The sequence below is a fragment of the Bacillus cereus group sp. N12 genome, from assembly GCF_016483575.1.
In the GTDB taxonomy this organism is placed as follows: Bacteria; Bacillota; Bacilli; order Bacillales; family Bacillaceae_G; genus Bacillus_A; species Bacillus_A toyonensis.
Window position 1 is genome coordinate 73,016 of sequence record NZ_JAEHBO010000008.1, and the last position, 25,966, is coordinate 98,981.

The following is a 25,966-nucleotide window of genomic DNA, read 5'->3' on the forward strand; positions in this document are numbered from 1 at the left end:
AATAAGAAATACCGTTTCCTACAGGTATTTCTTTTCATCAATGATGATACAAAAATATCTATTCTATTTTCCTCTCCAATCCTATGAAAATTATTGATTCTAGTATAGATGTAAGAAGGGATTGATCATTATGATCAATCCCTTCTTACAAAATATAATACCTTTACAAATCTTAGTTCCAAATTTTATTTACCCATTCCGGATGATCAATAAAAGGATTGCGATTATGTTGATATTTTGTAAAAATTATTTCATTACGCTTTCGCTCTAAATCATCGACCGGATCTTGTTCATTCCATTTTAGTAATACAGATAGTTTCCCAATGTACGGATCTTTATTGTTATTCACCTTTTCATTGAGTTCCAAATCTATTTCACCGCTATCCCCTTCGTAACGAACAGCCATGTAAAACAGCATTCTAGCGATGTCTCCTTTTACACTATCACGAGGTTCCCAAGAATCACTATCATATTTACATTCTGTCGCTTCCGAATGATTCACACCACCATTATCAAAATCCAGATTTCCACGTGAACTATTTACAGATACATCCGTCGCTCTTAAATGATGCAGATCTGTTCCAGGTCCTGCAGCCGTTCCAAAATCACCATGAGATTTTGCCCAAACATGCTCTCGGTTCCAGTTATTAACTCCTGAACCATTCGTAAGTTTCCCTTGCGAACGCCCAGTATATAAGAGTATTACATTGTTTTTATTATTTGGATCTTCATCCGTATCTCTTAGCGCTTCCCAAACCGCACTGTATGATAACTTTGTATGATCATCAATAATATTATGAAGTTCCTTCTTTAGTTCCAAACCCGTTTTTCCTATTGCATTATTATAATATGTATCGTCATAGCTTTTTACAGTCATCTCTTGTGGTGATACAGAAGCTACTTCACCATGTATAGTATCTGTAAATGATAGAGATGCAGAACCTAAAATAAAAAATGAAGATAATGTAACCATAGCAAGCTTTGTATTTCGAAACTTCATATACCCATTTCCCCTTTAAAATATAATTTGAAGTCATTTACTAAAAATGTTCTCCCTAAAACTACGAAAACGTTTAAAACTCCATTCCCCTTCTCTTTTTATTTAATACAAAACCCTAATCAGTCTGTATCATTTCCATACTTTTGGTTTATCTACTTTTCAAACAAATTCACTTTTCACAAGGAATATCCTTCCCTAGTAAAGATTATTAAGCTATTCTTTACAATTAAAAAGTAGTTTAATGTTAACTTATAAATTTCAATTTTTTTATGCAATTATGCATATTTAATAAATTTTTCAAAGAAAACCGTGCAATAAAACAGATAGAGTCTAGGACAGCAATCGTACAAATCGAGATGATAGCTCGGCTCTTCCTTTTTCCATAACTGTCTTTATTTTTTGTGTAAAACTCTTCTTTCTCTGAAAAATAAGTACAAAAATAGATTGGATACCATGTAGGCACCAATCTATTTTTATTAAAGAAACTGTGTTAATTCTGCATTGACAACACGTTGTGCAGTAATGATAACACTTTCAGCTGTTATTCCATAAACACTATATAGTCCACCAGGTTGATTCGGAACAATTTGAACTTCATATTCTAATGCTTGTCCAAAAGCAGGATGAACTAAACTTAGAGTTTCAATAGTAGAAGCATTAGAATTCACATTGAAATTCACCTGTTCAATTAATACTATTGAACCGTCAAGTCTAAAAACTCTAGCTACTCCAGTAAGCGGGCCAGCAGTACGGTTAAGAATTTTCACCCTAACTCTATTTGCATTAGCAGGTTGATTTCCCAAGTTTTCAATAGGACCTGTAGTAAAAGCCATTTTACATTCACCTCCATTATATTATTACGATATTCAATGTTATATATTAACGCTATAAACTAATTAATCAATTTTTTCTAAATAAAAAAGCTCATTTCTTATATTTTTCAATAAGAAACAAGCTTTTCTTTTTCAACTATCATTCCTAAAGTAAATCTATCTGTCTCGGAAACTTTTGGAGCTAATTGACATTTATGTTGAGCATACAACTACTTCTATTTATTTGGCATCGAAGCTATATACTTTTTAACTACTTCATATACATATTCTTGATTTGCCGCTGCTGTATTTGGATTGTATTTTCCGCCGTTTGTTTTATTGTTAGATAATACTCTAATTCCTAAAAATGGTACGTCATAAGCTTTTGCGATTTGCGCTGCAGCAGCGCCTTCCATTTCTTCTACAGATGTACCGTATTTTGTATGGAACCACTTAATTCTATCAACTTCATTATTCCAAACGTCTGCTGAACCTATCGTACCCTCAACCACTTTACCTTTTGTATATGTATCTTTCACTGCATTAGCTGCTGCAAGTAAATCCTTATCTCCCTCGTAGTATCGGATTTTCTCAGCATTTGGATCTTCTCCTGCACTTCCTTCAGAAGCCATTAAATCCATAGATATCCATTTTGTTGGCTCAATCCCTTGATTCTCATCCATATTTGTGGTTTTTAATGAACCTATATTTGCAACTTGTTTTCCTAACACAATATCAAATACGTTTAAATTAGGATCATGGCCACCCGATGTTCCTTGGTTAATAATCGCTATAGGCTTATATTTTTCAATAGCCACTGCTGTAGCGGCTGCTGTATTTTCCATTCCTTTACCTGTTTTCGCAACGATTACAGGATAATTGTCGACAGTTCCTTTATAAAATACAAATGTTCCAGACTTTTCTTCTTTCACATTTTTTAACCTTTTCGCAAATTTTTCTGCTTCTATCGGCATTGGACCTTGAATTAAGATAGGCTTTTCGTTGCTTTTTGCCTCAACAACTTGTTTTGGACTCGCATTACATCCCGCAAGTATTGAGGATGACAATGCAATAGTAGTTACTAGGGCAGCACATTTTTGTAACATATTGTTCTTCATAAATAATCTCTCCTCTTTCTCTTGTTGTTTCATATACTCGATGTTTTCGCCCAAAGAAAAAAGTTCTAGAAATTGTAGAAGAATCTCTACTTTCTAGAACTACGGTAGTCAAAGTTAATGAAGCAAAAGACGAGGTCAATGCTACATTATAGAACGGTAGCGGCTCCATACACAAACCGACCGAATACTTTAACCCGTAGTCCAGTTCTTTCATTGGGAACTAGGTAGAAACGCTCGGACCATATTACCGAGTATATACGAGTGATGTTATTCAAAATTATTATATGGATAATATAACAAACTATTAGTGTAGACGCAATATAAATATGAACATTATTTTATTTCATCCTAAAAAACGTTCGTCTTTAAAGTGTTTTATACTGAAAAAATCTTTTTTTTGATGTTTTATACCGTAAAAAACATAATCCGTATACTTAATTAGATCATCCTACAACAACCGTTAAGAAACATCTATCTAAAATAAAAAGAAGTTCCATAATATTTAGAACTTCTTCCCCTATGTATATTTACTTCGTTATCTCACCAAACTGCGCTCTCGTTACTTTCGCCAAATCTTCCACTTTCAGCTCAATTTGTATACCAATTTTTCCGCCGCTTACAATGATCGTTTCAAGCGATTGAGCACTTTCATCGATACATGTAGAAAATAACTTCTTCATTCCGACTGGTGAACAACCGCCGCGAATATACCCTGACACTTTCGTAATATCTTTAACAGGTATCATTTCAATCTTCTTTTCACTTACTGCTTTTGCGGCAGCCTTTAAATTCAGTTCCTCATCTACTGGAATAATAAACACATGATAATTTTTACTATTCCCTTGAGCGACTAAGGTTTTATATACTTCTCTTACTTCTCGTCCAATTTTCTCGGCTACTGACACGCCATCAATTTTCCCATCGTCTGGATCATATGACATCATCGAATATTCAATTTTTTCTTTATCTAATATTCGCATCGCATTCGTTTTATCTTTTTTCATGTGCTTCTCCTTAAAAGGTTATTTCATATTATTAAGTTTTCTTTTATTATACACCCTTTTCCATTTCTCCTACATAACTTCACGCATTTTTCAAAACTGAAAATATTGATATTTCAAAAATCATCTGATATAATTTGGAAAAACTTATGTTAAGGAGAGATTTGTAATGCGAAATTTTAATACTTCTTTCCAACTTCATCATCATACGTAACGCCGTGTATCCGAAAAAAATTTTTTCTTCGTGGGTACAGGGCTTTTCCTGTTTACCCACGAAGCGTTCATAAAGCTATGTGGGTATTTTTATACCCGCATAGCTTTTTTTAATTTAAAAAAGGAGTGATTACAGTGGAAATGAAAAATGTAAAAGGAACAAAGGACTATTTACCAGAGGAGCAAGTGCTGCGAAATAAAATTAAAAGAGCGTGTGAAGATACGTTTGAACGTTATGGCTGTAAACCGTTAGAGACACCTACGTTAAATATGTATGAACTTATGTCTTACAAGTATGGCGGTGGTGATGAAATTTTAAAGGAAATATATACACTTCAAGATCAAGGAAAACGTGAGCTTGCTTTACGTTACGATTTAACAATTCCATTCGCAAAAGTCGTGGCGATGAATCCAAATATTCGTCTACCTTTTAAACGGTATGAAATTGGGAAAGTATTTCGAGATGGTCCGATTAAACAAGGGAGATTTCGTGAGTTTATACAATGCGACGTTGATATAGTCGGTGTTGAGTCTGTCATGGCAGAAGCTGAACTTATGAGCATGGCGTTTGAACTGTTCCGAACGTTAAACTTAGAAGTAACGATCCAATATAATAACCGAAAATTATTAAACGGTATTCTTCAGGCGATTAACATCCCTACTGAATTAATGAGTGACGTAATATTATCATTAGACAAAATTGAAAAGATTGGGATTGATGGTGTACGGAAAGATATATTGGGGCGCGGAATTACTGAAGAAATGGCTGATACGATATGTAATACCGTATTATCTTGTCTAAAGCTTACAATTGCTGACTTTAAAGAAGCTTTCAATAATCAACTCGTTACCGATGGAATAAACGAATTACAACAATTACAGCAATATTTAATTGCTCTTGGAATAAACGAGAATGCTATATTCAATCCGTTTCTAGCACGAGGACTCACAATGTACACAGGTACCGTATATGAAATCTTTCTAAAAGATGGCTCGATTACATCTAGCATCGGTAGTGGTGGTCGTTACGATAATATTATCGGAGCATTCCGTGGTGATAATATGAACTATCCAACAGTCGGTATTTCATTCGGTTTAGACGTTATTTATACAGCACTCTCACAAAAAGAAACAAAATCCTCTACAGCGGACTTATTTATTATCCCACTCGGGACAGAATTACAATGCTTGCAAATTGCCCAGCAATTACGATCCACTACTTCATGGAAAATTGAACTTGAACTAGCAGGACGCAAACTAAAACGCGCCCTTAATTATGCCAATAAAGAGAACATCCCTTATGTACTTATTATTGGTGAAGAGGAACTTAGTGCAGAAACCGTTATGCTAAGAAATATGAAAGAAGGTAGTGAGGTGAAGGTTCCTCTTGCTTCTTTAAGTAATTATTTATAATAAAAACCACCCTCGTTTGGGTGGTTTTTCTATTTTATAGATAACCTATAATTAGTTTACATAAAATGATTATAATCTACTCAAAACTACAAATATATAATATCCAATTACCTATTATTTTTAGTAATATATAGATATAGATTGTTTTAGGAGGATTTACTTTGAAAACCTACATCCAAGCACTAAAGTGGACTACAGGAATCGCTCACCTTTTATTACTTCCTTGTTATTATTTATTTTCAAGTCTTGTTAACCAATATGAGATACCTTTACTACTTCACTACTTTTTTATTAGCTAAAAAAGAAGGCATGGATACGTACGTTCATTATATCGGTATTATCACTACTCTAGTTGCCTTTCATCCTTATATAGCAATCGTTCTACATATTATAGCAGCAATCTTCCTTTTATTAGACGCTACTTCCACTACTAAAAATGAAGTTTTTAACTCATAGTAGGATAAATCGAAATTTTTATTACGGATGGTGTTGTCTATATTAGCACACAACAAATTCTTTTTCACAAGTAGCACGCCTCCCGCTAACTCCTTTGCTTCAGTAAAGTTTTGAGGTGAATCGGCAAAGAGCAAAATCAGTAGCACACTCTAGCCTTATTGCTAATATCCAAAAAGGATTTACTTTTTAAGTAGATCCTTTTTTAATAGAAAAGCGAATTCCTTACTTTGGATTAATGAAAGAATATTCCGATTTATTTTTATAAAATTCTAAATATTTACAATAAACCTAAATTAACATACATTTTAGTTACACAAAAAAATCTAAGTTTAAAGGAGATGAATTCATGCTTAAAAAGTTGGTAGTAGGTGCAGTGTTAGCTGCTTCATCATTAACTGTAGGATTGGGATCAGTATTAGCTAGTACCGAAAAGGATTATACGATTGCCTCTTTCGAATATGTAACTGTAGATGAAAAGGCTGTAGATTCGTTTCACAAATTGGGTGCTCCATCAAAGGAAGACGTAAAAATAACTTTAGTTCTACCGAAACAAAATCAAAATGGAGACTGGTTATCTTATGGATTTTCGAACAAAGAAAGTTTAGAGTCTTTTATTGAAAAAGATAAACAAAGGTTGAATCATACAATCACTCCCCTTGGTGTTGGAGGGAGCGGACCTGGTAGTACAGACTTCTATAAACGTACAGGTAGCGAGTATTTTTCTCTAAGTAGCGGTTATAAAAACTTGTCTGCTAGTTGGCAAAATCAAATTGTTTCTGTACGTACAGCAGCTCCTACTGCTAGCTATTCAACAACGCTATGGGAACGTACTTCAACTGAAGGATATGGAAAAGGTGTTGTTTTTAGACACGCTGATTGGTATGGTAAAACTGCAAACTTGAGTGACTTTGCAACTTCAGCAGTTGAAGTTAAAAAGTAAAAAACATAGAAATAAAGTGAAACTTTAATCAGTGGGGGGTTTGTTGATCCCCCACTGATTATTAGCCTTCACCAATCGGGCTTTTACGGGCAGCCCGATCCCCACCTAACTTCTTTGCTTCCACTGAATTTTGAGGTGGGGGTCTTACTGGCCGTTAATGCGGGATAAAAGGTGTTTCCACGTATGGAAACACCTTTTATTTCTACAACTATTTCACATATCTCTCCTATATCCATTTCAACTCTTAACTTTTATTTTGTGTATTTCTACTCTCCAAAACTTTTTCCATATTATGAGTTGCCCATTCCATCATTAATAGAATCATTGGACGAAGTGATTCACCAAGCTCAGTTAATGAATATTCTACTTTTGGAGGTACTTCACGGTATACTTCACGATGTATGATGCCATCTGCTTCGAGTTCTCTCAGCTGTAGTGTTAACATTCTTTGTGTGATATTAGGTTTTAATCTTTTTAATTCATTAAACCTCTTTGTACCATCTAATAAATGATACAAAATAACCCCTTTCCATTTCCCTCCAATGACCTCAACCATCGCTTCCACTGGACAAGAATATTTATTTAAAAATGGGTAATTTATATTATTTTCGTTTGAACAATCCATAATAAATCCCTTCCCTTAACATTAGTATCTTTTTTGATACTATACCACATAAATGTGCGTACTTGTTTCTATGTTACTTTAAAAATATAATTTGGTTACAAAATAAATTAATGAAACGAGGAACTTTTATGACAAATATAAAAGAAATTACAAAAGAAAAAATTATGGAGGCTTTTCATTTCAGACATGCATGTAAAGCGTTCGATCCTATGCAACAAATTTCAGAAGAGGATTTTAATTTCATTTTAGAAACAGGCAGATTATCTCCTTCTTCTTTTGGATATGAACCTTGGAAATTTGTTATCGTACAAAATAAAGAAGTAAGAGAAAAACTACAACCATATTCATGGGGTGCTGGTGGGCAACTTGCAACAGCAAGTCACTTTGTCATTGTTCTTTCAAGAAACATTAAAGATATGCATTATGATGCAGATTATATTAAATATATGATGAACGATATTATTGGATTACCTGAAGACACTCAAAAAATTAGATATGAATTCTTCAAAAAGTTCCAGGAATCAGATTTTAACTTATTACAATCCGACCGTGCTGTATTTGATTGGGCATCAAAACAATCTTATATCGCTTTAGGTAATATGATGACGAGTGCAGCTCAAATTGGTATTGACTCTTGTCCAATAGAAGGATTTGATAAAGAGAAAGTAGATTCTTTACTTCGTCAAGAAGGCATTGTAAAAGACGATAATTTTGAAGTATCCGTTATGGCTGCCTTTGGTTACCGTAAAGAAGAGCCAAAGCGTGATAAAACAAGACAGACTATGGATACAATTGTTGAATGGATTTAGTAATATAGCACTCAAAAAATATTCCTCCTTATTGCTGGATACTCATACTAAAGAAGTAGAATTTGATTTTTCTTATGTATGAAATTGATTTTTCATGGAAAGATATGTTAGTATGTATGCAGTTTGAACGCTCTATTTTTTAGAGTCGAACAGGAGGAGAATGAATATGTCTGATATTGAAGTTGGCGAAGTGTTTACTCTTAGTGATGAGAATAACGAGGATCAGGAAGTAGAAGTACTTGGAGCGATGGATGTCGAAGGCGCAGAATATATTGCAGTTGCCTTCGTAGAAGACATTCAAACAGAAACTGAGGAAGACATTGATATCTTCTTTTTAAAAGTAGAAGAAGATAATGAGTTTTCATACATTGAAAATGATGAAGAGTTTGATAAAGTATCGGCTGCTTTTGATAAGATTTTGGATGAGCAAGAAGAGCAAGAGTAATATTCGTTAAAAACTCGAGGGGGATGCATATCCGCCCTCTTTTTTTTATTCATCACTTACCAAGCTACATGTATTAAAGAGACTTATGCAGCCATTCCAGTACATCTTTCATCGCAAAAGGACCATCTTTTTTTACATGCTCCGCAAATTCCGAAACGAGACGTAGTGTTCTCACACTTTCGATTGGATGCTCTCCTGATGCACTTTCAGCAGAAAGCATCACTGCATTCGTCCCGTCTAGTACAGCTTGAAAAACATCGGTGACCTCTGCCCTTGTAGGAATAGAATGATCTACCATAGATTGAAGCATTTGTGTTGCTGTAATAACATATGTATTCGTTCGATTACATTCACGAATCATCATTTTTTGTAAAAGCGGAATAAATTGATACGGCAATTCCACACCTAAATCCCCCCTTGCAATCATAATTCCATCTGCTTCTTTACATATATCTTGAAAATTCTCGATCGCTTCCATCGTTTCAATTTTTGCAATTAAACTTGGGGACGTTTCTTTATGCTCTTGTATAAAATTTCGTATTTCCTTTATATGACTAGGTTTTCGTACGAAAGAACACGCGATAAAATTAACATCCTCTTCTAAAAGAAATTGAATGTCTTTTTTATCTTTCTCTGTAATAGCCGGTAAACTAACTGTCGCACCTGGTAAATTCACCCCCTTATGAGATGAGATATTACCACCTGTTTTGATCTTTGTTTCTATTTTTTCCTTACTTACCTTTTCAACAATTAATTCAACCTCTCCATCATTAATCAAAATTCTACTGTCTACTTTCACATCATTCGCAATACCTACATAATCCACACTTGCTTCTGTATTACTCCCTATGACTGGTTGCGTATGTAAAAGAAAAGAATCCCCGGCCTTAAGTGTAATTTGATCTTCCTTCATTTCACCTAATCTTATTTTAGGACCTTGCACATCACCTAAAATTTTAATAGAATCATCTAAAGATTTCACTAAACGAATGATGTCTTTATGACTTTCATGCGTGCCATGTGATAAATTTAGCCGAACAATTTTCATACCATTCTTTATTAACTGCACTAACGTTTCTTTATTATTACTTGCTGGTCCTATTGTACACACTCGATCAATTGTCATTCTTGCCACCATCCTTTTTCAGATAGGTTTCCCACAAAAATTTAAAAATAACATAGGGAATACAATAACAGCTTTAAACTTTACAAACGAAGTAATCCTACATACAAACGTAGAATTGCTTCGTACATGATTGATTTATACCGTGTTTCATTTTTACCGTTAATGTTCTCCTTTACTATCTTTTCTTTTTCCGCCGCTACAATTAATGAATACATAATCCGATTGTTTTGTATTACATTCTTCTAACTCTCTTTCATTACCACCCTACTTTTCATTCATGTGCTCTTCTATAAGTGTAAATCTACATTTACATGAATTTCATATTGGTAACCCTATTTCCATGTTCGCTAAGCAGTTAAAGCTATATTCAAATTATTAAAATGAAGATATGTTAAATCAAAAGTAAAAGAAAAGTTAAGTATCGGATAGGTTGTTGAGAGTTTCGAATTTTTCGTATATTGTATGAGTTGAGTTCGAACTCAAAAATTAAAAAAGGTGGGAAAATTAGTGAATATGAAAAAATCTTTAGCGGTGACAACTTTAGGGTTAGCGGTTTTAGGTTTTGGTTTTACTAATAACGCAAGTGCCTCAGAGGTGGGTACTGCAGACAAGCAGCCTGTTTTAGTTGACTTTGATACAATTCAATCAGCAAAAACATCCAATGTTTCTAGTTTGACTGTTGCAGCTGCACCTAAGAATGATTCTAACATTAGCGTCTATACTCCCTTTTTTGGTAACCCATATGCAGTTGCTAAATCGAAATCAACTACGACCGAAGACTATATTTATGCAAAAGCAAGGACTTTCAATGGCGATGGCTCATTAGTGAATACGAAAAGTAATAATGCAAAAAAATCATCTTATGTAAGTGCTACAGCGACCAACACAAGCGTTTATTATGGAGATGATTACGCTATTGGTAATCATACCTATAAATTAAATGGTTATAATGATGTGAATCACGAAACAAAAGCTTCCTGGTAAGAAAGAGAAAAAAGATATGCATCTTGCATATCTTTTTTCTCTTATATTTTAAATATATTGAGGTGTTATTTATGAAAAAAATATATATCATTATCGGTTTTTTACTTATTTCTTTCTTTACAATGTATGTTTTGTTCCATGCTTCAATTATACAACCTTATACACCTTCCAAAGAAAATAAGAGAGAGAAACAAACCAATACTATTTCATACAGCTTGAAGGATAATCAAGGCCAACATATTAACAACGGTAGTGAAATTACTAGTGAGAATAATACAATTAACGTATCGTTATCCTTTATACATAATATTGACGAAGACCGAAAGTATGGATTAATTGTTCTAGAAGATTACGTACAAAAACCTTTCAAAATAGAAACTACTGTAAATGAACTATCACACTACTCTTTCGATATGAAACCAAATAGTTCGATTACTACGAAAATCTCTTTACACACTTCTCCTAACGCAAGCGAATTAGCCTTTTTAATTATTAAAAAACCTGAATATAAGTTAAAAGATAATGACTTACATAAAGCGTCTATACTAGAAGAGATTTTAAGTATGCGATATTCAATACATCATCCTCATAAAGAAAGTGAAACATTAAAGTCTACCCCTATACAGCCAAATACTATTTTAAAAGATGGTCTTTATGAGCCATTATTTGTTACGAGCAATGAAGAGAAATTACAAACGGTATTTTCTGAAAAGGAAGGTGAAACATTAACTCTATCGAACGGAAATGAAACAAAAGATGAAATACCTTATGCAATCGTGGCCTTTAAAGATTGGGAACAAGTTGAATTATTCCATAATAAAAACGTCGCTTATACTACAGTGGCACCAGAAACGAGACAAACTTTTACTTTCACACTACCTACAGTGGAACAGGAAAGTAATTTTCAACTAGTCGCATTCCCATTTCCTTATAAAGTTAGTGAAGATCATTATGTCAGTCAACAAGCATACGGTTCATTTCGTATCGTAATTGAAAATAAAAAATAAATATGTTCCCACTTTATACAATTACAACAACGTAAAAAGCCTACTCACACAAGTAGGCTTTTTCATACTACGATAACTTCGTCAATAACTGATTTAAATCTTTTTTCGTTTTCGACGTTAACGACTTCATTTTCGTAATATCGATCTTTTCTTTTTCCGCGCCTACAATTAACGGATACATACTTTGACCGATTGTTTTAGAATCCGTCGGATGTGATGCTTCTAACTCTTTTTCAATGACATCCCACTTCTCATTAATTTGTTTTCCAAGTTTATTCACTGTTTCTAATTTAGGGTTAGCAGCTAATTGCTTGTCTAAGCTTTCAATTAATGTAACGACTTCTTTTACGTTCGTTTTCACAGCAACACTTTTCTTCGGATCTTTAGTAGTCTTTCCACTTGTCGTTTGATCTGTCGTTTTCCCGCTAGTAGTTTGATCGGTTGCTTTGCCACTTGTAGTTTGCTCATTCGTTTTTCCTGTCGTTTCTTTTTCTTTTGTCGTTTTGCCGTTATTTTCTGTTCCAGATGATTCTTTTGTATTTTTTGCATCCTTATCTGTTTTTTCATTTGAAGAAGTATTTGTTTCTTTTTCAGTATCTTTCGTTGTTTTTGACGCTTCATCTGTACTTGTCGTTTTTGTTTCTCCTTCATTTTGTGCTGTTACTTGCTCTTTCTTTTCTGCCTCTTTATCTGCTGATGGACTACAAGCTGCCATAGTAAGCATTGTACCAATTGTTATCGATGCGATAGCGACCTTTTTCATTTTCATATAAATCCCCCTATGTTTACTTAATTTATCCTCCCCTTTACGATTCTATTTCCCCTTAAAAAATCCCTTTTCATACGAATCACCATCTTTCCGACAGTAATCTTCATAATAATACGTACAAAAACTGATAAACCGATTTGAATATTCGAGTTTCTTCTACTTCATTTTTCCTCTCTGCTGTAAAAGAAAAAGAGTATATTGTCACATCAAGAATTACTATCCTCATATGACAATATACTCTCCTATCAAATTTTTCTCTTTCTTGACATTTTATTTATACAAAAAAATATAAATATCTTAATTTTTTTGTTTCTCAACAATTATTAACATAATATTTTTATGAGAAACCACCATTCGAATGAATGACTTGCCCAGTAATCCACTTCGCTTCTTCACTTACTAAAAAAGATATTAGGCGCGCAGCATCCAATGATTCTCCAACTCTACCTTGCGGGAATTTCCATACTAAATAATGTTCTAATTCCTCTGTAATCCACCCCGTATTCGTCGGTCCTGGATCAACGGCATTAACGGTAATCCCCTTCTCCATCGCAACTGGTGCTACTGATTTTGTAAATGCTTCAATTGCTCCTTTCGTTGCCACATATGCTAGTTCATCTGGCATTGGATCTAATGACTGCCCTGAAGTAAGATTAATAATACTTCCACTCTTCTTGTATGCATAATGTTTTATAAATAATGAACTTAATAACATAGTTGCCCGAACATTCACTGTATAATGTTTATCTAACTGTTCTACATTTAATTCCTCAATTCTCGTATGAGTAGCATACGCTGCATTATTAATTAAAATAGATGGATCACCTAATCGTTCTGATACCATATAAAACAAACGATTTGGTGAATAAGACTGTGATAAATTGATTTCTGCCATTTCACATCGAACACCGTAACTTTCAATCTCCTTCTTCAATAAAAAGGGCTCTTGATCATTCATTCCCCATGGCATCGCTTTATCATACTGAGACCAGTATGTGAAAAAAATGTCTATCCCTTTTTGAGCAAGCACCTTGCATACAGCTGCACCAATTCCATTCAGACGAGTTGCCCCTGTTACAATTGCTATTTTCTTCACCTTTTCTCCTCCATCTATGGATAAATCCCCTGCACGAATACAGAGGATCTACCTTCTTAATTAATATTTGACAATATACGTTCTGCACCTAATTTTAAAATTTTAATAAAGATATAATTTACAATCGTAAACATTGCAAATAAAACGATAAACATAACCCAAAGTCCGACTTGAAGGAAGAAGTATAATACACTTACTCCGGCTACAATAATTAAAGCTATTAAAATATTAGCTAAAAAATTCCACAAAGTTGTATATCGACTTTTAAATAATTTCTGCTCTGTATCCCAATGAATATCTGCAGTTTGTGCGTCCCAGCGTGTTCCAATTAAATTAATTAATAACAACCCGTTCGCACTTAGTAAAAACCACAGTATCATGAAGACTGGAGAAATTCCAGCTACAACTGCCATCGTAATACCAAATACTGCTAAAATAATCACATTAATTAACCAAGCAGTGATCGCTTTCGCAAAAAAGATATCCGAAGCTTTTACTGGTAAATATCGATTCACAAACCATGAGCTTCCATCACGTGAAAATGACGTCGTTGCAATGACGTTACTACCCATCAAAAATAACGATGCACAAAGACCAACACCGATTGCAAACCCCGTTGTCTCTGGATTGTTAATATACTCTGTAATAAACTTTAAATTCCCATCTTGTACAAATAAAATAAAGAACAACATAATCGGCATAACGAAAGTTTGTACGATACAATTTAAGAAAAATTGTGGTGTACGGAATAACGTTTTAAATTCTTTTTTCACATACGCTTTCAAATGTGAACTTTGTACGGTTGATTTCTGTAAACCTTCTGCTGAAATGACCTCTTTTTTTGCTGTACTCGTTGAAAGTCCAATAACCCCTTTTAAATATGTACGCTCTGCAATGTAATAAAACAACACAAAGAAGACAAATGAAATAAGGGCAAAGATCATTACATATAAAGGTCCCTTCCAATTTGCACTTTCTACTAATGCCACTGCTCCAAAATATGTAGTTGGAAAATAATTTGTCATTTGTACTATAAGAGAAGATTGATTATTTACAAGATATTCCGCAGCCCCGTCTCCAGAAAACGCACTTTTATTTCTCCACTGCATAAATACGTTAATTCCTACAATAAATAGTATACTTACGATTCCAATAAATATATTTCCTCGATCTTTATTTTTTGCTATATTTGTATACCTCATGATTACTGTCATCAGTAACGAAGCTAATACTAACGGCACGATCGGGAAAAGTAAGTAAATAAAAATCATATATATGTAATATGTAATAAATGCGCCACTTTTTAAACCGTACGTAATGAAGATGGGTAATAAAATGAATGAACTCATTACGTATTGTGTAATTAATACCGTTAAAAATTTTGCCGAAATAATTTGCGCTGGTTTTAATGGTAACGGCAATAACATTTCAATATCATTGCTGTAGTAAAATACAGTTAAAATGTTCGTAATACTCATTAAAAATACCCATATACTCGCAATCGCAAGTCCCATTGCGATAATCATTCCTGGGTCTTGCCCTAATTGTTTCATACCTTCATACATTCCGTGCGTCATCGAACCAAATATTAAAAAACCAACAAATAAAATAGCTGCAAATGAAAATACATATGCCCATCGCTTCTTCTTATCTGTTATGAAATCTGCATAATTTAATTTCAATAATACTTTCGTTAACGTCCAAATTTTACTCATTGCCCGTCATCTCCAAGAACATTTTTTCAAGTGATTCATTGGATTTAAAATGATCTCTCATTTCATTTAAATTTCCTTTAAACTGCAAATTCCCCTTATTAATAATAGCAACCCGGTCACATATTTTTTCCGCTACTTCTAATACGTGTGTAGAGAAAAATACAATCTTTCCTTTATCCGCATGCTCTCTCATCATTTCTTTTAAAATATAGGCAGATTTCGGATCAAGCCCTGTTAACGGTTCATCTAAAATCCATACATCTGGCTCATGCACGAGCACACCAATAATAACAATCTTTTGTCTCATACCGTGTGAATAACTTTGAATTTGATCAGATAAAGCATTATAAAGGTCAAATTTCTTCGCTAAAGACTCTATTCGTTCTTGGCGTACTTCTTTCGGCACTTCATACATATCTGCCATAAAGTTTAAATATTCAATTCCCTTTAATCGTAAAAACATATCTGGGCTATCAGGAACATAACCAAACGTCTTCTTCGCTTCCATCGGCTCTTCCATAATATTTTTGCCGTTAATCGTAATAGTCCCTTTGTCCACCCCATGAATACCAGTAATCATCTTAATTGTCGTTGATTTACCAGCACCATTCGGTCCTAAAAACCCAAAGATTTCTCCGCTAGGCACAGATAAACTTAAATCTTTTACTGCATAGGTAGACCCATTATAACTTTTTGACACATTCGTAATTTCAATCATTACATCCAATCCTTTCCTTAATTACCAAATAACTATATTGATATTATAGCATACTTCTATTTTGAGATTTTTACATTTTTCAGTTTATTTAACCTTTAAAATAAATGTACACCCCTAATCCAACAATTAAAACGACGGCTAATATAATATAAATCATCGTAAGACGTTTAATATTTCCTTTTGTCGCTTTACTATAATTCGCATCACCATTTCTCCCAATTAACACCGTCGCAATTACAGTAATCACTACAAGTAATACAACAATCATGATCCAAGTTAGCATTCCTTCCTCCCCTTCCTTACAATCATTTTACAATATTATCCTCTTTATTTCGCAGTATATTTCCTCTTTTTACTATTATTATGAAAAGAATTGGAAAACTATTATTACCATACATTTCTATACGTGATATATTTATAACATAATGTGATTTATTTCTAACATGATAAGGAGGATATATTTATGAAAACAACTTGGATTAAATATTTAGGATTTCTCGGTTTCTTCGGTTTTCTCGGATTTTTTTATGAAAAAGGATTTTTTACTATGTTCTGTTTCTTCTCCTTCTTCACATCGTATAGAATGGTTCAACACGATGAACTGTTTGAACAAATTGTCAATAAATCGTGCCGCAATGCATTTATCGTTACATTACTAACTACCGCTATCATTCTGTTTATTGAAATGTTATTTCCAAACCCTACTTTACAAGAGATTGATATTGCTGTTATTTTCGCTACACTTATTCTTACGTTCGGTTTCTCTATGTTCTTTTACGATAAACCAGTTGATGAAATGGAAGATGTACCATGGCGTTCGTAACGAAAATAAAAGAATACCGCGCCAAGCTACATATGACACAAGAAGATTTAGCAAAGAGCGTTGGTGTACGCCGTGAAACAATTAGCCATCTTGAAAAAGGAAAGTACAATCCTTCCTTACAACTTGCTCACGATATAGCGAGAGCACTTCATAGTAAGATTGATGAGATTTTTATTTTTGAGGATTGATTAAAGGCATCCTGTCACCAGAATCACATAAAAAAATACCATCATTCTTTCCAAAAAGAATGACGGTATTTCTCATTGATTATCCATATAAAACTGCATGAAATACGCCTAACAGTAAGTATTGATCCTCTATATAATCATCATCATACACATTCATCTCGATGTAATACATATCTTCCTCAAGACGAATATTCCAATCTGCGATTACATAGCCCTTTCGTAATAACTTTCCAAGCCCAATTGAAGTTTTGTGAACAACATATTCTTCTCTCTTATATGTAAAGGTAAATAAGAAATTTGCGTCTAATAACTTTCCGTCACATACAAGTATTTCATGCTCTGCATCATTATTATCTTTGTACGTTACTAAAATCTTTCTTTGGCGCTGCCTACTTACATCCTTTGCAATGACGCGAATATTATCCTTACTATCCTTTATTTCATAAATGATATTACTACCGATTTTTGGAATGAAGTCTAGTACTCTCATCAACGTATTTTTATAGTAGCCCCGTACTACGCCTACTTGTTTGCTTTCATTATAAACTTCTATTGATATCGTATCCGCTTTACTATCACACGGTCGTTTGTAAGAAAGCTGCATCATTCGCTCTCCTCTTAAGTACTGATCAAACGTCACAGGATATTCTATCGCACGCAGTTCCTTATTTAGCTCATATAAATAACGCCCAACGCTCTCTATTAATGCTGTAGTAGATATACGTTCCTGAAGTTCAAATTGTTGCCAACTGGAATAAATTCTCCACTGATTTTCCTCTTCATAGGAAAAACCAAGAATTATCTCATCACGGTCAGCCGTTTCATAATTCATATGTACGTTCTGCCCGTATTGAACTTGTTCCATCCACTGTCCTAAATAAATGCCGAGCTCTGCAACCTTCATGCATGACTTTTGAAAAAGTACTCTTTCACTCGCGCAAATCGTTACATCTCCTTCGATAAAGCCCTTTGAATAAGCATCATACCGTGACTCATCCTTCTGCGGGAGACTTTTGTCTAACTCAAATAAAAACGTTAACATCCTTTATTCACCTCTAGTTGTTACACTAATCATACATGACATCGCATTACTCTGAGAAACTATTTATATACGTATATTTAATTCACGCATTATAACACGTGAATGACCTTGTATAGTAGCGCTATTTTTTATTCTATATCTTAGTATATGAACTTATATGAGCGATTTTTCTAATATATCTATCACAACTTACAATATATCAACGATTTTTTCAATATATCGATTTTTCGACAAATATCAGCACAATTAAAATGAAGCTACCTTTTCTTCCGCCACTTCCCCAATTTCTAAAATTTGTAGCAGACTCTCCACTTCATAAGTCGGCTTAACACCCGTCATATTTTCTTTCAAACTCGGATTATACCAACACGTATCAATGCCGTAATCTTCTCCGCCTTTCATATCAGAAGTTAGCGAATCTCCAACCATTAGTACACTTGATTTATCCGTAATCCCAAACTTTTCAAACGCATAATCAAAAATCTCACGTGCTGGTTTTTGATGCCCCACTTCTTCAGAAATAATAATATGTTCAAAGAAGTTACGTAAAGGCGAATTTCCAATTCTCGATTGTTGCACCTTCGTATATCCATTCGTAATAATACCTAGCTTGCAATCTTGTAGATTTTCACATAATTGCACTGCACCTTCAATAAGATGTACTTCTTTCCCTAAGTTTTCAAGGTATACATCACTAAATTGCTGCGCATCTACTTCTATATGATGAAGTGCAAATAATTGTCTAAATCGATCTACCGCTAATTCACTTAGCGTAATCATTTTATTCTCTAAATCTCTCCATAACCCATTACTAATCTCTTTATAACTTGCAAGATAATCATTATACCCTGTAGGCATGCCGAACTGTACAAACGCGTTATGTAATGCGTTTCTTTCCGTTTCAGGGAAATCTAATAATGTATCGTCTACGTCGAATAATATAACTTTGTATTTCATGATGTTCTCCTCAATTCCTATTTTCAAAACTTCATTTTCATAGCTTCATTATAAACTTTTATATATTTCATTATAAAGTGCTTTGACTCGCTCTTTATAGAATACACCTTTATCCTTTATTTTCAAATGTGCTATAAATAAGTTTGCTAGCATGACCGCTGTATCTAGTCTATAAAATAAATTAACAATATGAGGGGTAGCATTAAAGATACTATCATTCTTATATCCATCTTTAAATTCATCCCAACTAACCTCATTTGTTTCAGCTATTCTCATAAGCTCCAATAACGGATGACCAATTAAAGCGTTATCCCAATCAACTATTGCTTTAACTTCTCCATTATACCCAATTAAATTGGCTGGTCGAATGTCCATATGTAATAAACACTTTACATGATTAGCTGTACTAAGAATATGTTCAACTGTTTGTGCATCTGGAAGTTTAATACCACAATTCGTAATTGTATTAAAACCTTCTACTCGTTTCACAATGCGTTCCGCTATATACTTACTAATTGGCTCTTTAATATTCTGCTCGTAATGTAAACCTTCAATTGGCATACTATGAAGCTTGCTGACTAACTTCCCTATTTCGTATGCCGAAATTGGCATATGATCCGTAGCCACATAATCCGATATTAAAAAATCAAGTTCGGTAGAAAGATGCAATCTGTGTATACTTGGTACTGGAATACTTTTTGAATGACAATACTTAGAAAGCTCTGCTTCCTTTTGCAACGAAATCCGACTATTAAATAAATCTTCATTTATATTTTCTACTTCTCTTTCCCACGGCACTCGAAATGCTAAAGGTCCCTTTCCTGAATCTCCGCGAAAAACAATATTTTGCACTCCCGTTCCAATCACCTTTAAATCCTGCACAGCTAATTCCTTATATTCTTGACTTAATATTGTTGTTAAACTTTCCCTTAACTCCTCTGCTTTTAAACGTGTATGGATCATTTTATCCCCCGATTCGTAAGTTCTTTTCATCCATTTTCTCCTCGGTGCACAACATCCTCATAAACAAAATTATAGCAACAATAATAAAAGGAGGCTAATCCAAATCAGCCTCCCTTCTTCTTATTTTTCTTCTAACAATAATACTTTCATTTCCTCTAACGACTCTTTCGTAAAGCCAAGAGCTTTTTCAGCGTATACTTCAACTGATCCGTATTGCTTATGGATTCCATCAATCGCAGCTTGTAAATATTCGGCGCGTGCTTCAAACATTGCACCTAATATCGCTCTACTCTCATCGTTTTGTAGTTTTGCACCTAAAAAGGCCATCATTTTTTCATTTAATTTTTCACGGAAACCGTTACTTAGTAAATAATCTTCCATTACTGTTTTTTCTGGCACACCTAATAGAAGTAGTAATAATGCTGATCCAAATCCAGTACGGTCTTTTCCAGCTGTACAGTGGTTTACTAATGGTAAGTTTTCCGGATTTTGTGCAAGTTGTAAGAAGCTCACGAACGCCTCGTTACCACTTACAAAATCTTGGTTCATTTTCACAAGATATTCACCTGGTTTCCCCAACAGAGAAAGGTCACCAACTTGGAAAAACTCATTTATATTTAAGTCTTTCGCCAAGTCTTGCATAACTGGTAAGCATACTTGACGAGCACCTGTAATCTCTGGATTTGGCTTATGCTTCACTTCAAAGTCTGTACGATAATCACAGATTAGCTTTAATCCAGATTTCTGTAAATACGCAATATCCCACTCTGTTAGTCCCGCTAATTCTTCAGAACGGTACAATTTGCCCCATTTTACTTTACGGCCTTCAGTCGTTTCATATCCTCCCATATCACGGAAGTTAAACGCTCCTTGTAGTGGCAATCTACGCTCAGCTACTGTCACTGCTTGTCCATTATTTCCTACTAGTCTAAAATATGGGCGTTCATTTTCACTCGGGTTTTCAATAGTGCATGATGATTCCCCGTTTACAGTTACAAGTAATTCTCCATTTTCTTCAATATAATCTGGTGAAGTACTCCAATAAATGCGTACTTCTTCTATATTATTTTCCCACTTTATATGTAACATATTATCTTCATTTCGTTCTACAGTTGCTTGTAGCCAATTTTCTTGCTGCTCCATTCTTTCACCAACGCTTTCTTCGTATAGTCTAATCCTTCTCTATTGTATTATAGGAAAACATACTTTGTCGTTTCGATTTTTCTTTTTATCTTACAAACACGCAAAAAGTTCTTTTATTTATTCATAATTTATACACGGATTCCCTCGAAATACGTATGCGATTTGTTCATTACCTAAACCTTCATATATATAACTGTTCCGCGATCTGGATGCGAATAAAACTCTAACCCATTTATTATCTGTTTAAGGTAATAATTCATTTTCCATGAAGAAACAGGATAGTACACTTTGTTTTTATGTCTACAAACCCAAAGTGCATATAGTTGATTATCTTCGTCCCAGTATACATACTGCGTTTCGTAATTTCCGAAACCAACCGATTCAAGCGTCCAACTTAGCTTTTTATGAATTGGCAAATTTACATAGGATACGTCTTCTGGAGCATTCCACTCCCGACATCTTCCTATATCGCCCATTTCACCTTTTCGCTTAAAAACTTAATAAGTAAAATGGTGTATGTAATATCGTTTTCGCCAAATCCATATTTATCGGCTGTAACCTAAATATCGGATGTTGTACAAAACATTATTTGTTTTATATTAAGTTTCTCTTCCTCTTTCGTCGGTAGTTTCATCACTTAATTGAAATTTTATTACATACATCTGACTGATGAATAATAAAATTTTCAACCTCACATAAGCATTTTATTTGTTTATTCGATTAATTTTAATCGAACTATATTCGGTTGGAATATAAAACTTATTTTGAACTACCACATTTCCCATTAAGTCATACATACTTTCAACTAATAACACGAATAAATTATTATTTGAATGAAGTTCATAGTCCGAAGAAGAAGGAACCAATTTTGTGAATTTTATTTCTATTGTTGATGAATGTACTAACTTATAAATATCTTCTTCAAGTATTTTTAGTAGGCTTTGTTGATCGTTAAGATTCATTTGGTAATTAGAAGCTGTTTCACTTGGAAATATGGTAAAAGCAAGTGCCACTATTCTATTTTTACATTTGTACCATCTGTTAAATCCAATAATCACTGCTACATCGCGATTGAAAATTTTTTTAATATAATCAAAATCATCTGCAAAATCAACTTGAAAATAAGCATCAATATCATCAATAGCTTCTGTACAGCATTGAAAAACAATATTATCTATTTTTTCTAATCCAATACTTTTTATATCTACATTTTGTTTTATAAAATTTCCTTGTCCATGTATCGTTTCGATATAACCGTCCTCTTGTAATAAGCTCAGTGCCTGTCTTAAGGTCATTCTACTCACATTCATCATCTTAGATAGTTGTGCTTCAGTAGGCAGCTTACTTCCAATCGGATAGACTCCCTCATTAATTAGTTTTAGTAATTTATCATAAATCTCTACATAAAGAGGTAATTTTTTTTTATTTTCACCTGTCATTAACAACACTCCCTATAAATATTATATCGTGTTATAAATTAATCGCAATTCTTGTCTGAACTTGGAATAGTGAAATATGGTTACTATTGTTTTAAATCGAGTATTTAAAGCGTAACAAGCTGAAAAATGTTGTGAATGTTTTAAAATTGTTGTTGATTAATTTTTTGTATTAAAATATAATTCAAGTGAAATAAATTATACCACAACATATACCACTATACTTGATGGTATAAAAACTCTTACAAAAGAAGGTGATTAAGAGAATTAGAAAAACTAGTAGTTCTATCTCTTTTTTGAAAACGGATACATTTTAAGACAGGAATTTAAAACGTACAAACTTTTTGATTTGTGAAAGGGGTAAGAATAATGCAACATAGTGGAAACGTAAAAAAAGTAATGCCAATGATTATGGTGATTTTTTTATCTTCAGCAACATTAATTCAAGCATTTATGATTATCTCGCCTCAACTAGCAATAGATTTTAATTTACCAGAATCTACAATTAGCATCCAAGTATCAATTGCTATGCTAGTGATGGGGATTGCATCAATGATATACGCAACCTTGTCAGACCCTATTAGTATTAGGAAGTTAATTATTTTTGGTGTACTTATCTTGTGTATTGGTAGTGTACTAGGGTTTGCTTTTAGTCATTCATTTATTATGGTTGTAATTTCAAGAGCTTTACAAACTTTTGGTGGAACTAGTGCTTCAGCATTATTGATCATAATAGCTACAAAATACTTGGATGAGAAAACTCAGGTGAAATATTATGGTTATAATACAGCGTGTGTACAAGCATCAATGGCCCTAGGAGTTTTATGTGGTGGTTTTCTCTCGACATATGTTAGTTGGAGGTTTTTGTTTCTATTACCGCTCATAACTTTGATTTTAGTTCCGTCTTTGCTTAAAAATTTACCAGAGGACTCAAAGAAAACTGAACGAAAATTAGATATAGCTGGTATAAGTTTAATAAGTTTAATTACAATTTTATTAACCTTGTACTTTAATAACTTAAATATAATACTACTTTTATTGTCGCTGTTTAGTATAGTATTGTTTGTTTTTTATATCATGAAAAACAAGAATGCATTTATTACAATTGATTTCTTTCAAAATAAAAAATATTTGTTGGCAATTTTACTTGTATTCTTAACTTTCGGTTCCCAAGCAGCTTTTTCTTTTGTATTTGGTTTTTTAGCTCAAAGTATTTATCAAGTGAATCTTGGTACAGTTTCATTAATTATGCTTCCTTCATTTGTAGTCGGGACCATAATTGGGGGTATAAGTGGAAAAATAACGATTCAATTAGGAGTACCTAAAACGCTAATGATTGCAATCGGTCTAATGGGAGCCTCTTTATTAATTGGAGCAGTTTTGATCGATACTAATATAACGGTACTAGCCCTTGTGATTTGTTTATTTTCGGGAGCGATGGGCCTATTATATACACCATTTATGAAAATTGTTGTTAGTGCCCTTCCAATAAAAAAAGTGGGAACTGGGTTAGGTTTCTTTAATCTAAGCATATCGATCGCTTCTACTATCTGGATTGCTATTACTGGAAAATTATTATCGGTAGGTTTTTTACACAAAACAAATTTATTTGGATTTGAAACATCGAGTGCACCGTTGTATAGCAATATTCTTTTAATCTATGTTGTGCTAATCACGATAGGATTAGGTTTATATTATATAAATAAAAATACTCTTTCTTTTAAAGAAAATGACTAAGGAGAAGAATAAAAAATGACAAATAGACAGTGGAGAAAAAATGGTCCTATTCTAAGTACTGAAAATAGAAGCGGTTATTTTGATATTTCTTATGGGGCTGAATCAGAAGCACAAAAATTAGATATTTGGTTACCTGAAAAAGGAGATGGTCCATTTCCTGTAATTCTTTCTATACATGGCGGAGGATTTGTAGCTTGTGATAAAAGACAACAAGATATGATTGATCCGATGTTAGAAGGTTTAAATAGAGGATATGCAGTTGTTTCTATTAATTATAGATTAATAGGCGAAGCGATTTTTCCAGAACCAGTAAAAGATGTGAAAATGGCTATTCGTTTTATTAAAAAGAACGCTGCGAAATTTAATTTAGATTCGAATAGAATAATAACTTGGGGTGGTTCAGCAGGTGGATATATGGCCCTTATGACAGCGGTTTTTGAGAATGAAAATTTATTTGATAATGAAAAAGACCCTAATATTGATATTCAAACTGATGTTTCAGCAGTAGTTGCTTGGTATCCAGTTTCTGATTTTTCTCGTTTGGAGTATGATCTACAAGTAAATAGTATACTCAGAGATAACGGGTTATATGAAGTGGTAGATCGTAGCGATGAATATGAAGACGCTTTTCCAATTAGTAAGCGCAATGAATTTCCATATCATACAGAAGGTAGTACAGGAGCACAATTTGTTGGTGGACCAATCAATCAATTAACAAAACAAGTTGAACAAGCAAATCCTATTAGTTACATTCATAAAAATATGCCAAAAATACTGTTACAACATGGGAGTGGAGATGATATTATACCGATGCAACAATCAATTGATTTTGCTTTGAAAGTCAATAACTTATTAGGAAAAGATTATGCAAAGGTTGAAATCTTCCCTAATGCTATTCATGGTTCGGTGATGTTTGAAACGAAAGAAAATATTGAACGTATTTTTACTTTCATTGATAGTGAACTAGCATCTGTTCAAAAATATACAAGTAAATAATGGAACGGCTAATGAATTATGAACTGTACTTTATAAGATAGACAGTTTAATAAAAAAATCATAAAAAATTAAGTACTTAAGAGATGGTTTTGGTATTCTACCAGAGCCCATCTTTTTTAGTTTCTACTGATAAGGATTATAACCTTCCATATATCCCTTTATGACAAATTGAAGGAATTCACATGCTTCACAAACTTTATAATTTAATTCATCTTTCATATGTCAAAAAACACCCATTATCAGATTACGATGTAATAAAAACGAACATTTATGTTTCCACTATCCTCAAAGATTATTAGTTGGTAAACAATGTATGACTACGATTTAGTTTTTCACGTATATCAGTTGTCCCCTGTATACAAAGGGGAACAACCTTGCAACTTTTTTATAAATAATATGACTTTATTCCAAAACTACACTAGGGGGATTTTTTA

General features: G+C 33.4%; 26 protein-coding genes, 2 pseudogenes and 1 riboswitch. Of the genes and pseudogenes, 11 read left to right on the top strand and 17 right to left on the bottom strand.

What is annotated here, in order from left to right; translation table 11 throughout:
* Positions 1-172: 172 nt before the first annotated feature.
* The 4 genes from JDS92_RS06630 to ybaK all read right to left on the bottom strand — a co-directional run bounded on the left by JDS92_RS06630 (position 173) and on the right by ybaK (position 3,934).
* On the bottom strand, positions 173-1,000 hold the full coding sequence (locus tag JDS92_RS06630; protein ID WP_199631705.1) for an endonuclease I family protein: 828 nt from the start codon (positions 998-1,000) through the stop codon (positions 173-175).
* A 476-nt stretch (positions 1,001-1,476) separates the two neighbouring features.
* Positions 1,477-1,833, bottom strand: a complete 357-nt coding sequence (locus JDS92_RS06635; RefSeq protein WP_000896124.1) for a hypothetical protein — start codon at positions 1,831-1,833, stop codon at positions 1,477-1,479.
* 215 nt (positions 1,834-2,048) lie between these two features.
* Positions 2,049-2,930, bottom strand: coding sequence for a 5'-methylthioadenosine/S-adenosylhomocysteine nucleosidase (locus JDS92_RS06640; RefSeq protein WP_199631706.1), 882 nt, complete (start codon positions 2,928-2,930; stop codon positions 2,049-2,051).
* 177 nt (positions 2,931-3,107) lie between these two features.
* A riboswitch (purine riboswitch) is annotated at positions 3,108-3,211 on the bottom strand.
* A 246-nt stretch (positions 3,212-3,457) separates the two neighbouring features.
* Positions 3,458-3,934 carry a Cys-tRNA(Pro) deacylase gene (gene ybaK, locus JDS92_RS06645; protein WP_199631707.1) on the bottom strand — a complete coding sequence of 159 codons (477 nt, stop codon included), beginning with the start codon at positions 3,932-3,934 and terminating at the stop codon, positions 3,458-3,460.
* 345 nt (positions 3,935-4,279) lie between these two features.
* On the opposite strand from ybaK, the gene JDS92_RS06650 reads away from it, so the two are divergent.
* The 3 genes and pseudogenes from JDS92_RS06650 (at position 4,280) to JDS92_RS06665 (ending at position 6,953) form a co-directional block, all read left to right on the top strand.
* The gene (locus tag JDS92_RS06650) at positions 4,280-5,557 is read left to right on the top strand and encodes a histidine--tRNA ligase (RefSeq protein WP_097959885.1); all 1,278 of its coding nucleotides are present in this window, start codon (positions 4,280-4,282) and stop codon (positions 5,555-5,557) included.
* Between the two features lie 161 nt (positions 5,558-5,718).
* Positions 5,719-6,013 (top strand): annotated as a pseudogene (locus JDS92_RS06660) (hypothetical protein).
* Between the two features lie 346 nt (positions 6,014-6,359).
* Complete coding sequence (locus tag JDS92_RS06665) at positions 6,360-6,953, top strand: hypothetical protein (protein ID WP_168387644.1); 594 nt, start codon at positions 6,360-6,362, stop codon at positions 6,951-6,953.
* A gap of 244 nt (positions 6,954-7,197) precedes the next feature.
* Here JDS92_RS06665 and JDS92_RS06670 read toward each other — a convergent pair whose 3' ends face one another.
* Complete coding sequence (locus tag JDS92_RS06670) at positions 7,198-7,578, bottom strand: winged helix-turn-helix transcriptional regulator (RefSeq protein ID WP_000340657.1); 381 nt, start codon at positions 7,576-7,578, stop codon at positions 7,198-7,200.
* A gap of 128 nt (positions 7,579-7,706) precedes the next feature.
* On the opposite strand from JDS92_RS06670, the gene JDS92_RS06675 reads away from it, so the two are divergent.
* Positions 7,707-8,387 (top strand): NAD(P)H-dependent oxidoreductase, encoded by a 681-nt coding sequence (locus tag JDS92_RS06675; protein ID WP_274606196.1) that lies wholly within the window; start codon positions 7,707-7,709, stop codon positions 8,385-8,387.
* Positions 8,388-8,547: 160 nt separating this feature from the next.
* Positions 8,548-8,832, top strand: a complete 285-nt coding sequence (locus JDS92_RS06680; RefSeq protein WP_002039126.1) for a DUF1292 domain-containing protein — start codon at positions 8,548-8,550, stop codon at positions 8,830-8,832.
* Positions 8,833-8,905: 73 nt separating this feature from the next.
* Here JDS92_RS06680 and JDS92_RS06685 read toward each other — a convergent pair whose 3' ends face one another.
* Complete coding sequence (locus JDS92_RS06685) at positions 8,906-9,958, bottom strand: pyruvate kinase (RefSeq protein ID WP_199631709.1); 1,053 nt, start codon at positions 9,956-9,958, stop codon at positions 8,906-8,908.
* A gap of 507 nt (positions 9,959-10,465) precedes the next feature.
* Between JDS92_RS06685 and JDS92_RS06690 the strand changes: the two genes are divergently transcribed.
* Positions 10,466-10,942: a XoxI protein gene (locus tag JDS92_RS06690; RefSeq protein ID WP_199631710.1), complete on the top strand. Its 477-nt coding sequence runs from the start codon at positions 10,466-10,468 to the stop codon at positions 10,940-10,942.
* A 71-nt stretch (positions 10,943-11,013) separates the two neighbouring features.
* Positions 11,014-11,949, top strand: a complete 936-nt coding sequence (locus JDS92_RS06695) for a hypothetical protein (protein WP_199631711.1) — start codon at positions 11,014-11,016, stop codon at positions 11,947-11,949.
* A 67-nt stretch (positions 11,950-12,016) separates the two neighbouring features.
* On the opposite strand, the gene JDS92_RS06700 is transcribed toward JDS92_RS06695, so the two are convergent.
* The 5 genes from JDS92_RS06700 to JDS92_RS06720 form a co-directional block, all read right to left on the bottom strand.
* A complete protein-coding gene (locus tag JDS92_RS06700; protein ID WP_000782530.1) occupies positions 12,017-12,718 on the bottom strand; it encodes a hypothetical protein in 702 nt (233 codons plus the stop codon).
* Positions 12,719-13,055: 337 nt separating this feature from the next.
* Positions 13,056-13,814 carry an SDR family oxidoreductase gene (locus JDS92_RS06705; protein WP_000716978.1) on the bottom strand — a complete coding sequence of 253 codons (759 nt, stop codon included), beginning with the start codon at positions 13,812-13,814 and terminating at the stop codon, positions 13,056-13,058.
* Positions 13,815-13,870: 56 nt separating this feature from the next.
* Positions 13,871-15,529, bottom strand: a complete 1,659-nt coding sequence (locus JDS92_RS06710; RefSeq protein WP_000036866.1) for a putative ABC transporter permease subunit — start codon at positions 15,527-15,529, stop codon at positions 13,871-13,873.
* Entirely contained in the window at positions 15,522-16,247 is a 726-nt protein-coding gene (locus JDS92_RS06715; protein ID WP_000570205.1) for an ABC transporter ATP-binding protein, read from the bottom strand. Before JDS92_RS06715 ends, JDS92_RS06710 begins: the two co-directional genes overlap by 8 nt.
* Positions 16,248-16,335: 88 nt before the next feature.
* A complete protein-coding gene (locus JDS92_RS06720; RefSeq protein WP_000958861.1) occupies positions 16,336-16,530 on the bottom strand; it encodes a hypothetical protein in 195 nt (64 codons plus the stop codon).
* Between the two features lie 180 nt (positions 16,531-16,710).
* Here JDS92_RS06720 and JDS92_RS06725 point away from each other — a divergent pair, with 180 nt between their 5' ends.
* Together JDS92_RS06725 and JDS92_RS06730 are read left to right on the top strand one after the other, a co-directional pair.
* The gene (locus tag JDS92_RS06725) at positions 16,711-17,070 is read left to right on the top strand and encodes a DUF3796 domain-containing protein (protein WP_199631712.1); all 360 of its coding nucleotides are present in this window, start codon (positions 16,711-16,713) and stop codon (positions 17,068-17,070) included.
* The gene (locus JDS92_RS06730) at positions 17,058-17,258 is read left to right on the top strand and encodes a helix-turn-helix transcriptional regulator (RefSeq protein WP_000896289.1); all 201 of its coding nucleotides are present in this window, start codon (positions 17,058-17,060) and stop codon (positions 17,256-17,258) included. Before JDS92_RS06725 ends, JDS92_RS06730 begins: the two co-directional genes overlap by 13 nt.
* Before the next feature lie 79 nt (positions 17,259-17,337).
* On the opposite strand, the gene JDS92_RS06735 is transcribed toward JDS92_RS06730, so the two are convergent.
* The 6 genes and pseudogenes from JDS92_RS06735 to JDS92_RS06760 all read right to left on the bottom strand — a co-directional run bounded on the left by JDS92_RS06735 (position 17,338) and on the right by JDS92_RS06760 (position 22,802).
* On the bottom strand, positions 17,338-18,300 hold the full coding sequence (locus JDS92_RS06735) for a tubby C-terminal domain-like protein (protein WP_097860863.1): 963 nt from the start codon (positions 18,298-18,300) through the stop codon (positions 17,338-17,340).
* A gap of 246 nt (positions 18,301-18,546) precedes the next feature.
* The gene (locus JDS92_RS06740) at positions 18,547-19,257 is read right to left on the bottom strand and encodes a YjjG family noncanonical pyrimidine nucleotidase (protein ID WP_000875936.1); all 711 of its coding nucleotides are present in this window, start codon (positions 19,255-19,257) and stop codon (positions 18,547-18,549) included.
* A 48-nt stretch (positions 19,258-19,305) separates the two neighbouring features.
* Complete coding sequence (locus tag JDS92_RS06745; RefSeq protein WP_199631713.1) at positions 19,306-20,250, bottom strand: phosphotransferase family protein; 945 nt, start codon at positions 20,248-20,250, stop codon at positions 19,306-19,308.
* Between the two features lie 90 nt (positions 20,251-20,340).
* Positions 20,341-21,363: a tyrosine-protein phosphatase gene (locus JDS92_RS06750; RefSeq protein ID WP_098109513.1), complete on the bottom strand. Its 1,023-nt coding sequence runs from the start codon at positions 21,361-21,363 to the stop codon at positions 20,341-20,343.
* A gap of 117 nt (positions 21,364-21,480) precedes the next feature.
* Positions 21,481-21,930, bottom strand: a pseudogene (locus tag JDS92_RS06755) (hypothetical protein); the annotation flags it as partial.
* A gap of 137 nt (positions 21,931-22,067) precedes the next feature.
* Positions 22,068-22,802 (bottom strand): GntR family transcriptional regulator, encoded by a 735-nt coding sequence (locus tag JDS92_RS06760; RefSeq protein ID WP_098912585.1) that lies wholly within the window; start codon positions 22,800-22,802, stop codon positions 22,068-22,070.
* A 366-nt stretch (positions 22,803-23,168) separates the two neighbouring features.
* Here JDS92_RS06760 and JDS92_RS06765 point away from each other — a divergent pair, with 366 nt between their 5' ends.
* Together JDS92_RS06765 and JDS92_RS06770 are read left to right on the top strand one after the other, a co-directional pair.
* Positions 23,169-24,536, top strand: coding sequence for an MFS transporter (locus JDS92_RS06765; protein WP_199631714.1), 1,368 nt, complete (start codon positions 23,169-23,171; stop codon positions 24,534-24,536).
* A gap of 15 nt (positions 24,537-24,551) precedes the next feature.
* Positions 24,552-25,532: an alpha/beta hydrolase gene (locus tag JDS92_RS06770; protein WP_097959665.1), complete on the top strand. Its 981-nt coding sequence runs from the start codon at positions 24,552-24,554 to the stop codon at positions 25,530-25,532.
* Positions 25,533-25,966 lie beyond the last annotated feature (434 nt).

Excerpts from the sequence above, each read along its gene's own strand:
- JDS92_RS06630 (WP_199631705.1), bottom strand. The coding sequence starts at position 1,000 with ATGAAGTTTCGAAATACAAAGCTTGCTATGGTTACATTATCTTCATTT.
- JDS92_RS06635 (WP_000896124.1), bottom strand. The coding sequence starts at position 1,833 with ATGGCTTTTACTACAGGTCCTATTGAAAACTTGGGAAATCAACCTGCT.
- JDS92_RS06640 (WP_199631706.1), bottom strand. The coding sequence starts at position 2,930 with ATGAAGAACAATATGTTACAAAAATGTGCTGCCCTAGTAACTACTATT.
- ybaK (WP_199631707.1), bottom strand. The coding sequence starts at position 3,934 with ATGAAAAAAGATAAAACGAATGCGATGCGAATATTAGATAAAGAAAAA.
- JDS92_RS06665 (WP_168387644.1), top strand. The coding sequence starts at position 6,360 with ATGCTTAAAAAGTTGGTAGTAGGTGCAGTGTTAGCTGCTTCATCATTA.
- JDS92_RS06670 (WP_000340657.1), bottom strand. The coding sequence starts at position 7,578 with ATGGATTGTTCAAACGAAAATAATATAAATTACCCATTTTTAAATAAA.
- JDS92_RS06675 (WP_274606196.1), top strand. The coding sequence starts at position 7,707 with ATGACAAATATAAAAGAAATTACAAAAGAAAAAATTATGGAGGCTTTT.
- JDS92_RS06680 (WP_002039126.1), top strand. The coding sequence starts at position 8,548 with ATGAATATGTCTGATATTGAAGTTGGCGAAGTGTTTACTCTTAGTGAT.
- JDS92_RS06685 (WP_199631709.1), bottom strand. The coding sequence starts at position 9,958 with ATGACAATTGATCGAGTGTGTACAATAGGACCAGCAAGTAATAATAAA.
- JDS92_RS06695 (WP_199631711.1), top strand. The coding sequence starts at position 11,014 with ATGAAAAAAATATATATCATTATCGGTTTTTTACTTATTTCTTTCTTT.
- JDS92_RS06700 (WP_000782530.1), bottom strand. The coding sequence starts at position 12,718 with ATGAAAATGAAAAAGGTCGCTATCGCATCGATAACAATTGGTACAATG.
- JDS92_RS06710 (WP_000036866.1), bottom strand. The coding sequence starts at position 15,529 with ATGAGTAAAATTTGGACGTTAACGAAAGTATTATTGAAATTAAATTAT.
- JDS92_RS06715 (WP_000570205.1), bottom strand. The coding sequence starts at position 16,247 with ATGATTGAAATTACGAATGTGTCAAAAAGTTATAATGGGTCTACCTAT.
- JDS92_RS06720 (WP_000958861.1), bottom strand. The coding sequence starts at position 16,530 with ATGCTAACTTGGATCATGATTGTTGTATTACTTGTAGTGATTACTGTA.
- JDS92_RS06725 (WP_199631712.1), top strand. The coding sequence starts at position 16,711 with ATGAAAACAACTTGGATTAAATATTTAGGATTTCTCGGTTTCTTCGGT.
- JDS92_RS06730 (WP_000896289.1), top strand. The coding sequence starts at position 17,058 with ATGGCGTTCGTAACGAAAATAAAAGAATACCGCGCCAAGCTACATATG.
- JDS92_RS06735 (WP_097860863.1), bottom strand. The coding sequence starts at position 18,300 with ATGTTAACGTTTTTATTTGAGTTAGACAAAAGTCTCCCGCAGAAGGAT.
- JDS92_RS06740 (WP_000875936.1), bottom strand. The coding sequence starts at position 19,257 with ATGAAATACAAAGTTATATTATTCGACGTAGACGATACATTATTAGAT.
- JDS92_RS06745 (WP_199631713.1), bottom strand. The coding sequence starts at position 20,250 with ATGAAAAGAACTTACGAATCGGGGGATAAAATGATCCATACACGTTTA.
- JDS92_RS06750 (WP_098109513.1), bottom strand. The coding sequence starts at position 21,363 with ATGGAGCAGCAAGAAAATTGGCTACAAGCAACTGTAGAACGAAATGAA.
- JDS92_RS06760 (WP_098912585.1), bottom strand. The coding sequence starts at position 22,802 with ATGACAGGTGAAAATAAAAAAAAATTACCTCTTTATGTAGAGATTTAT.
- JDS92_RS06765 (WP_199631714.1), top strand. The coding sequence starts at position 23,169 with ATGCAACATAGTGGAAACGTAAAAAAAGTAATGCCAATGATTATGGTG.
- JDS92_RS06770 (WP_097959665.1), top strand. The coding sequence starts at position 24,552 with ATGACAAATAGACAGTGGAGAAAAAATGGTCCTATTCTAAGTACTGAA.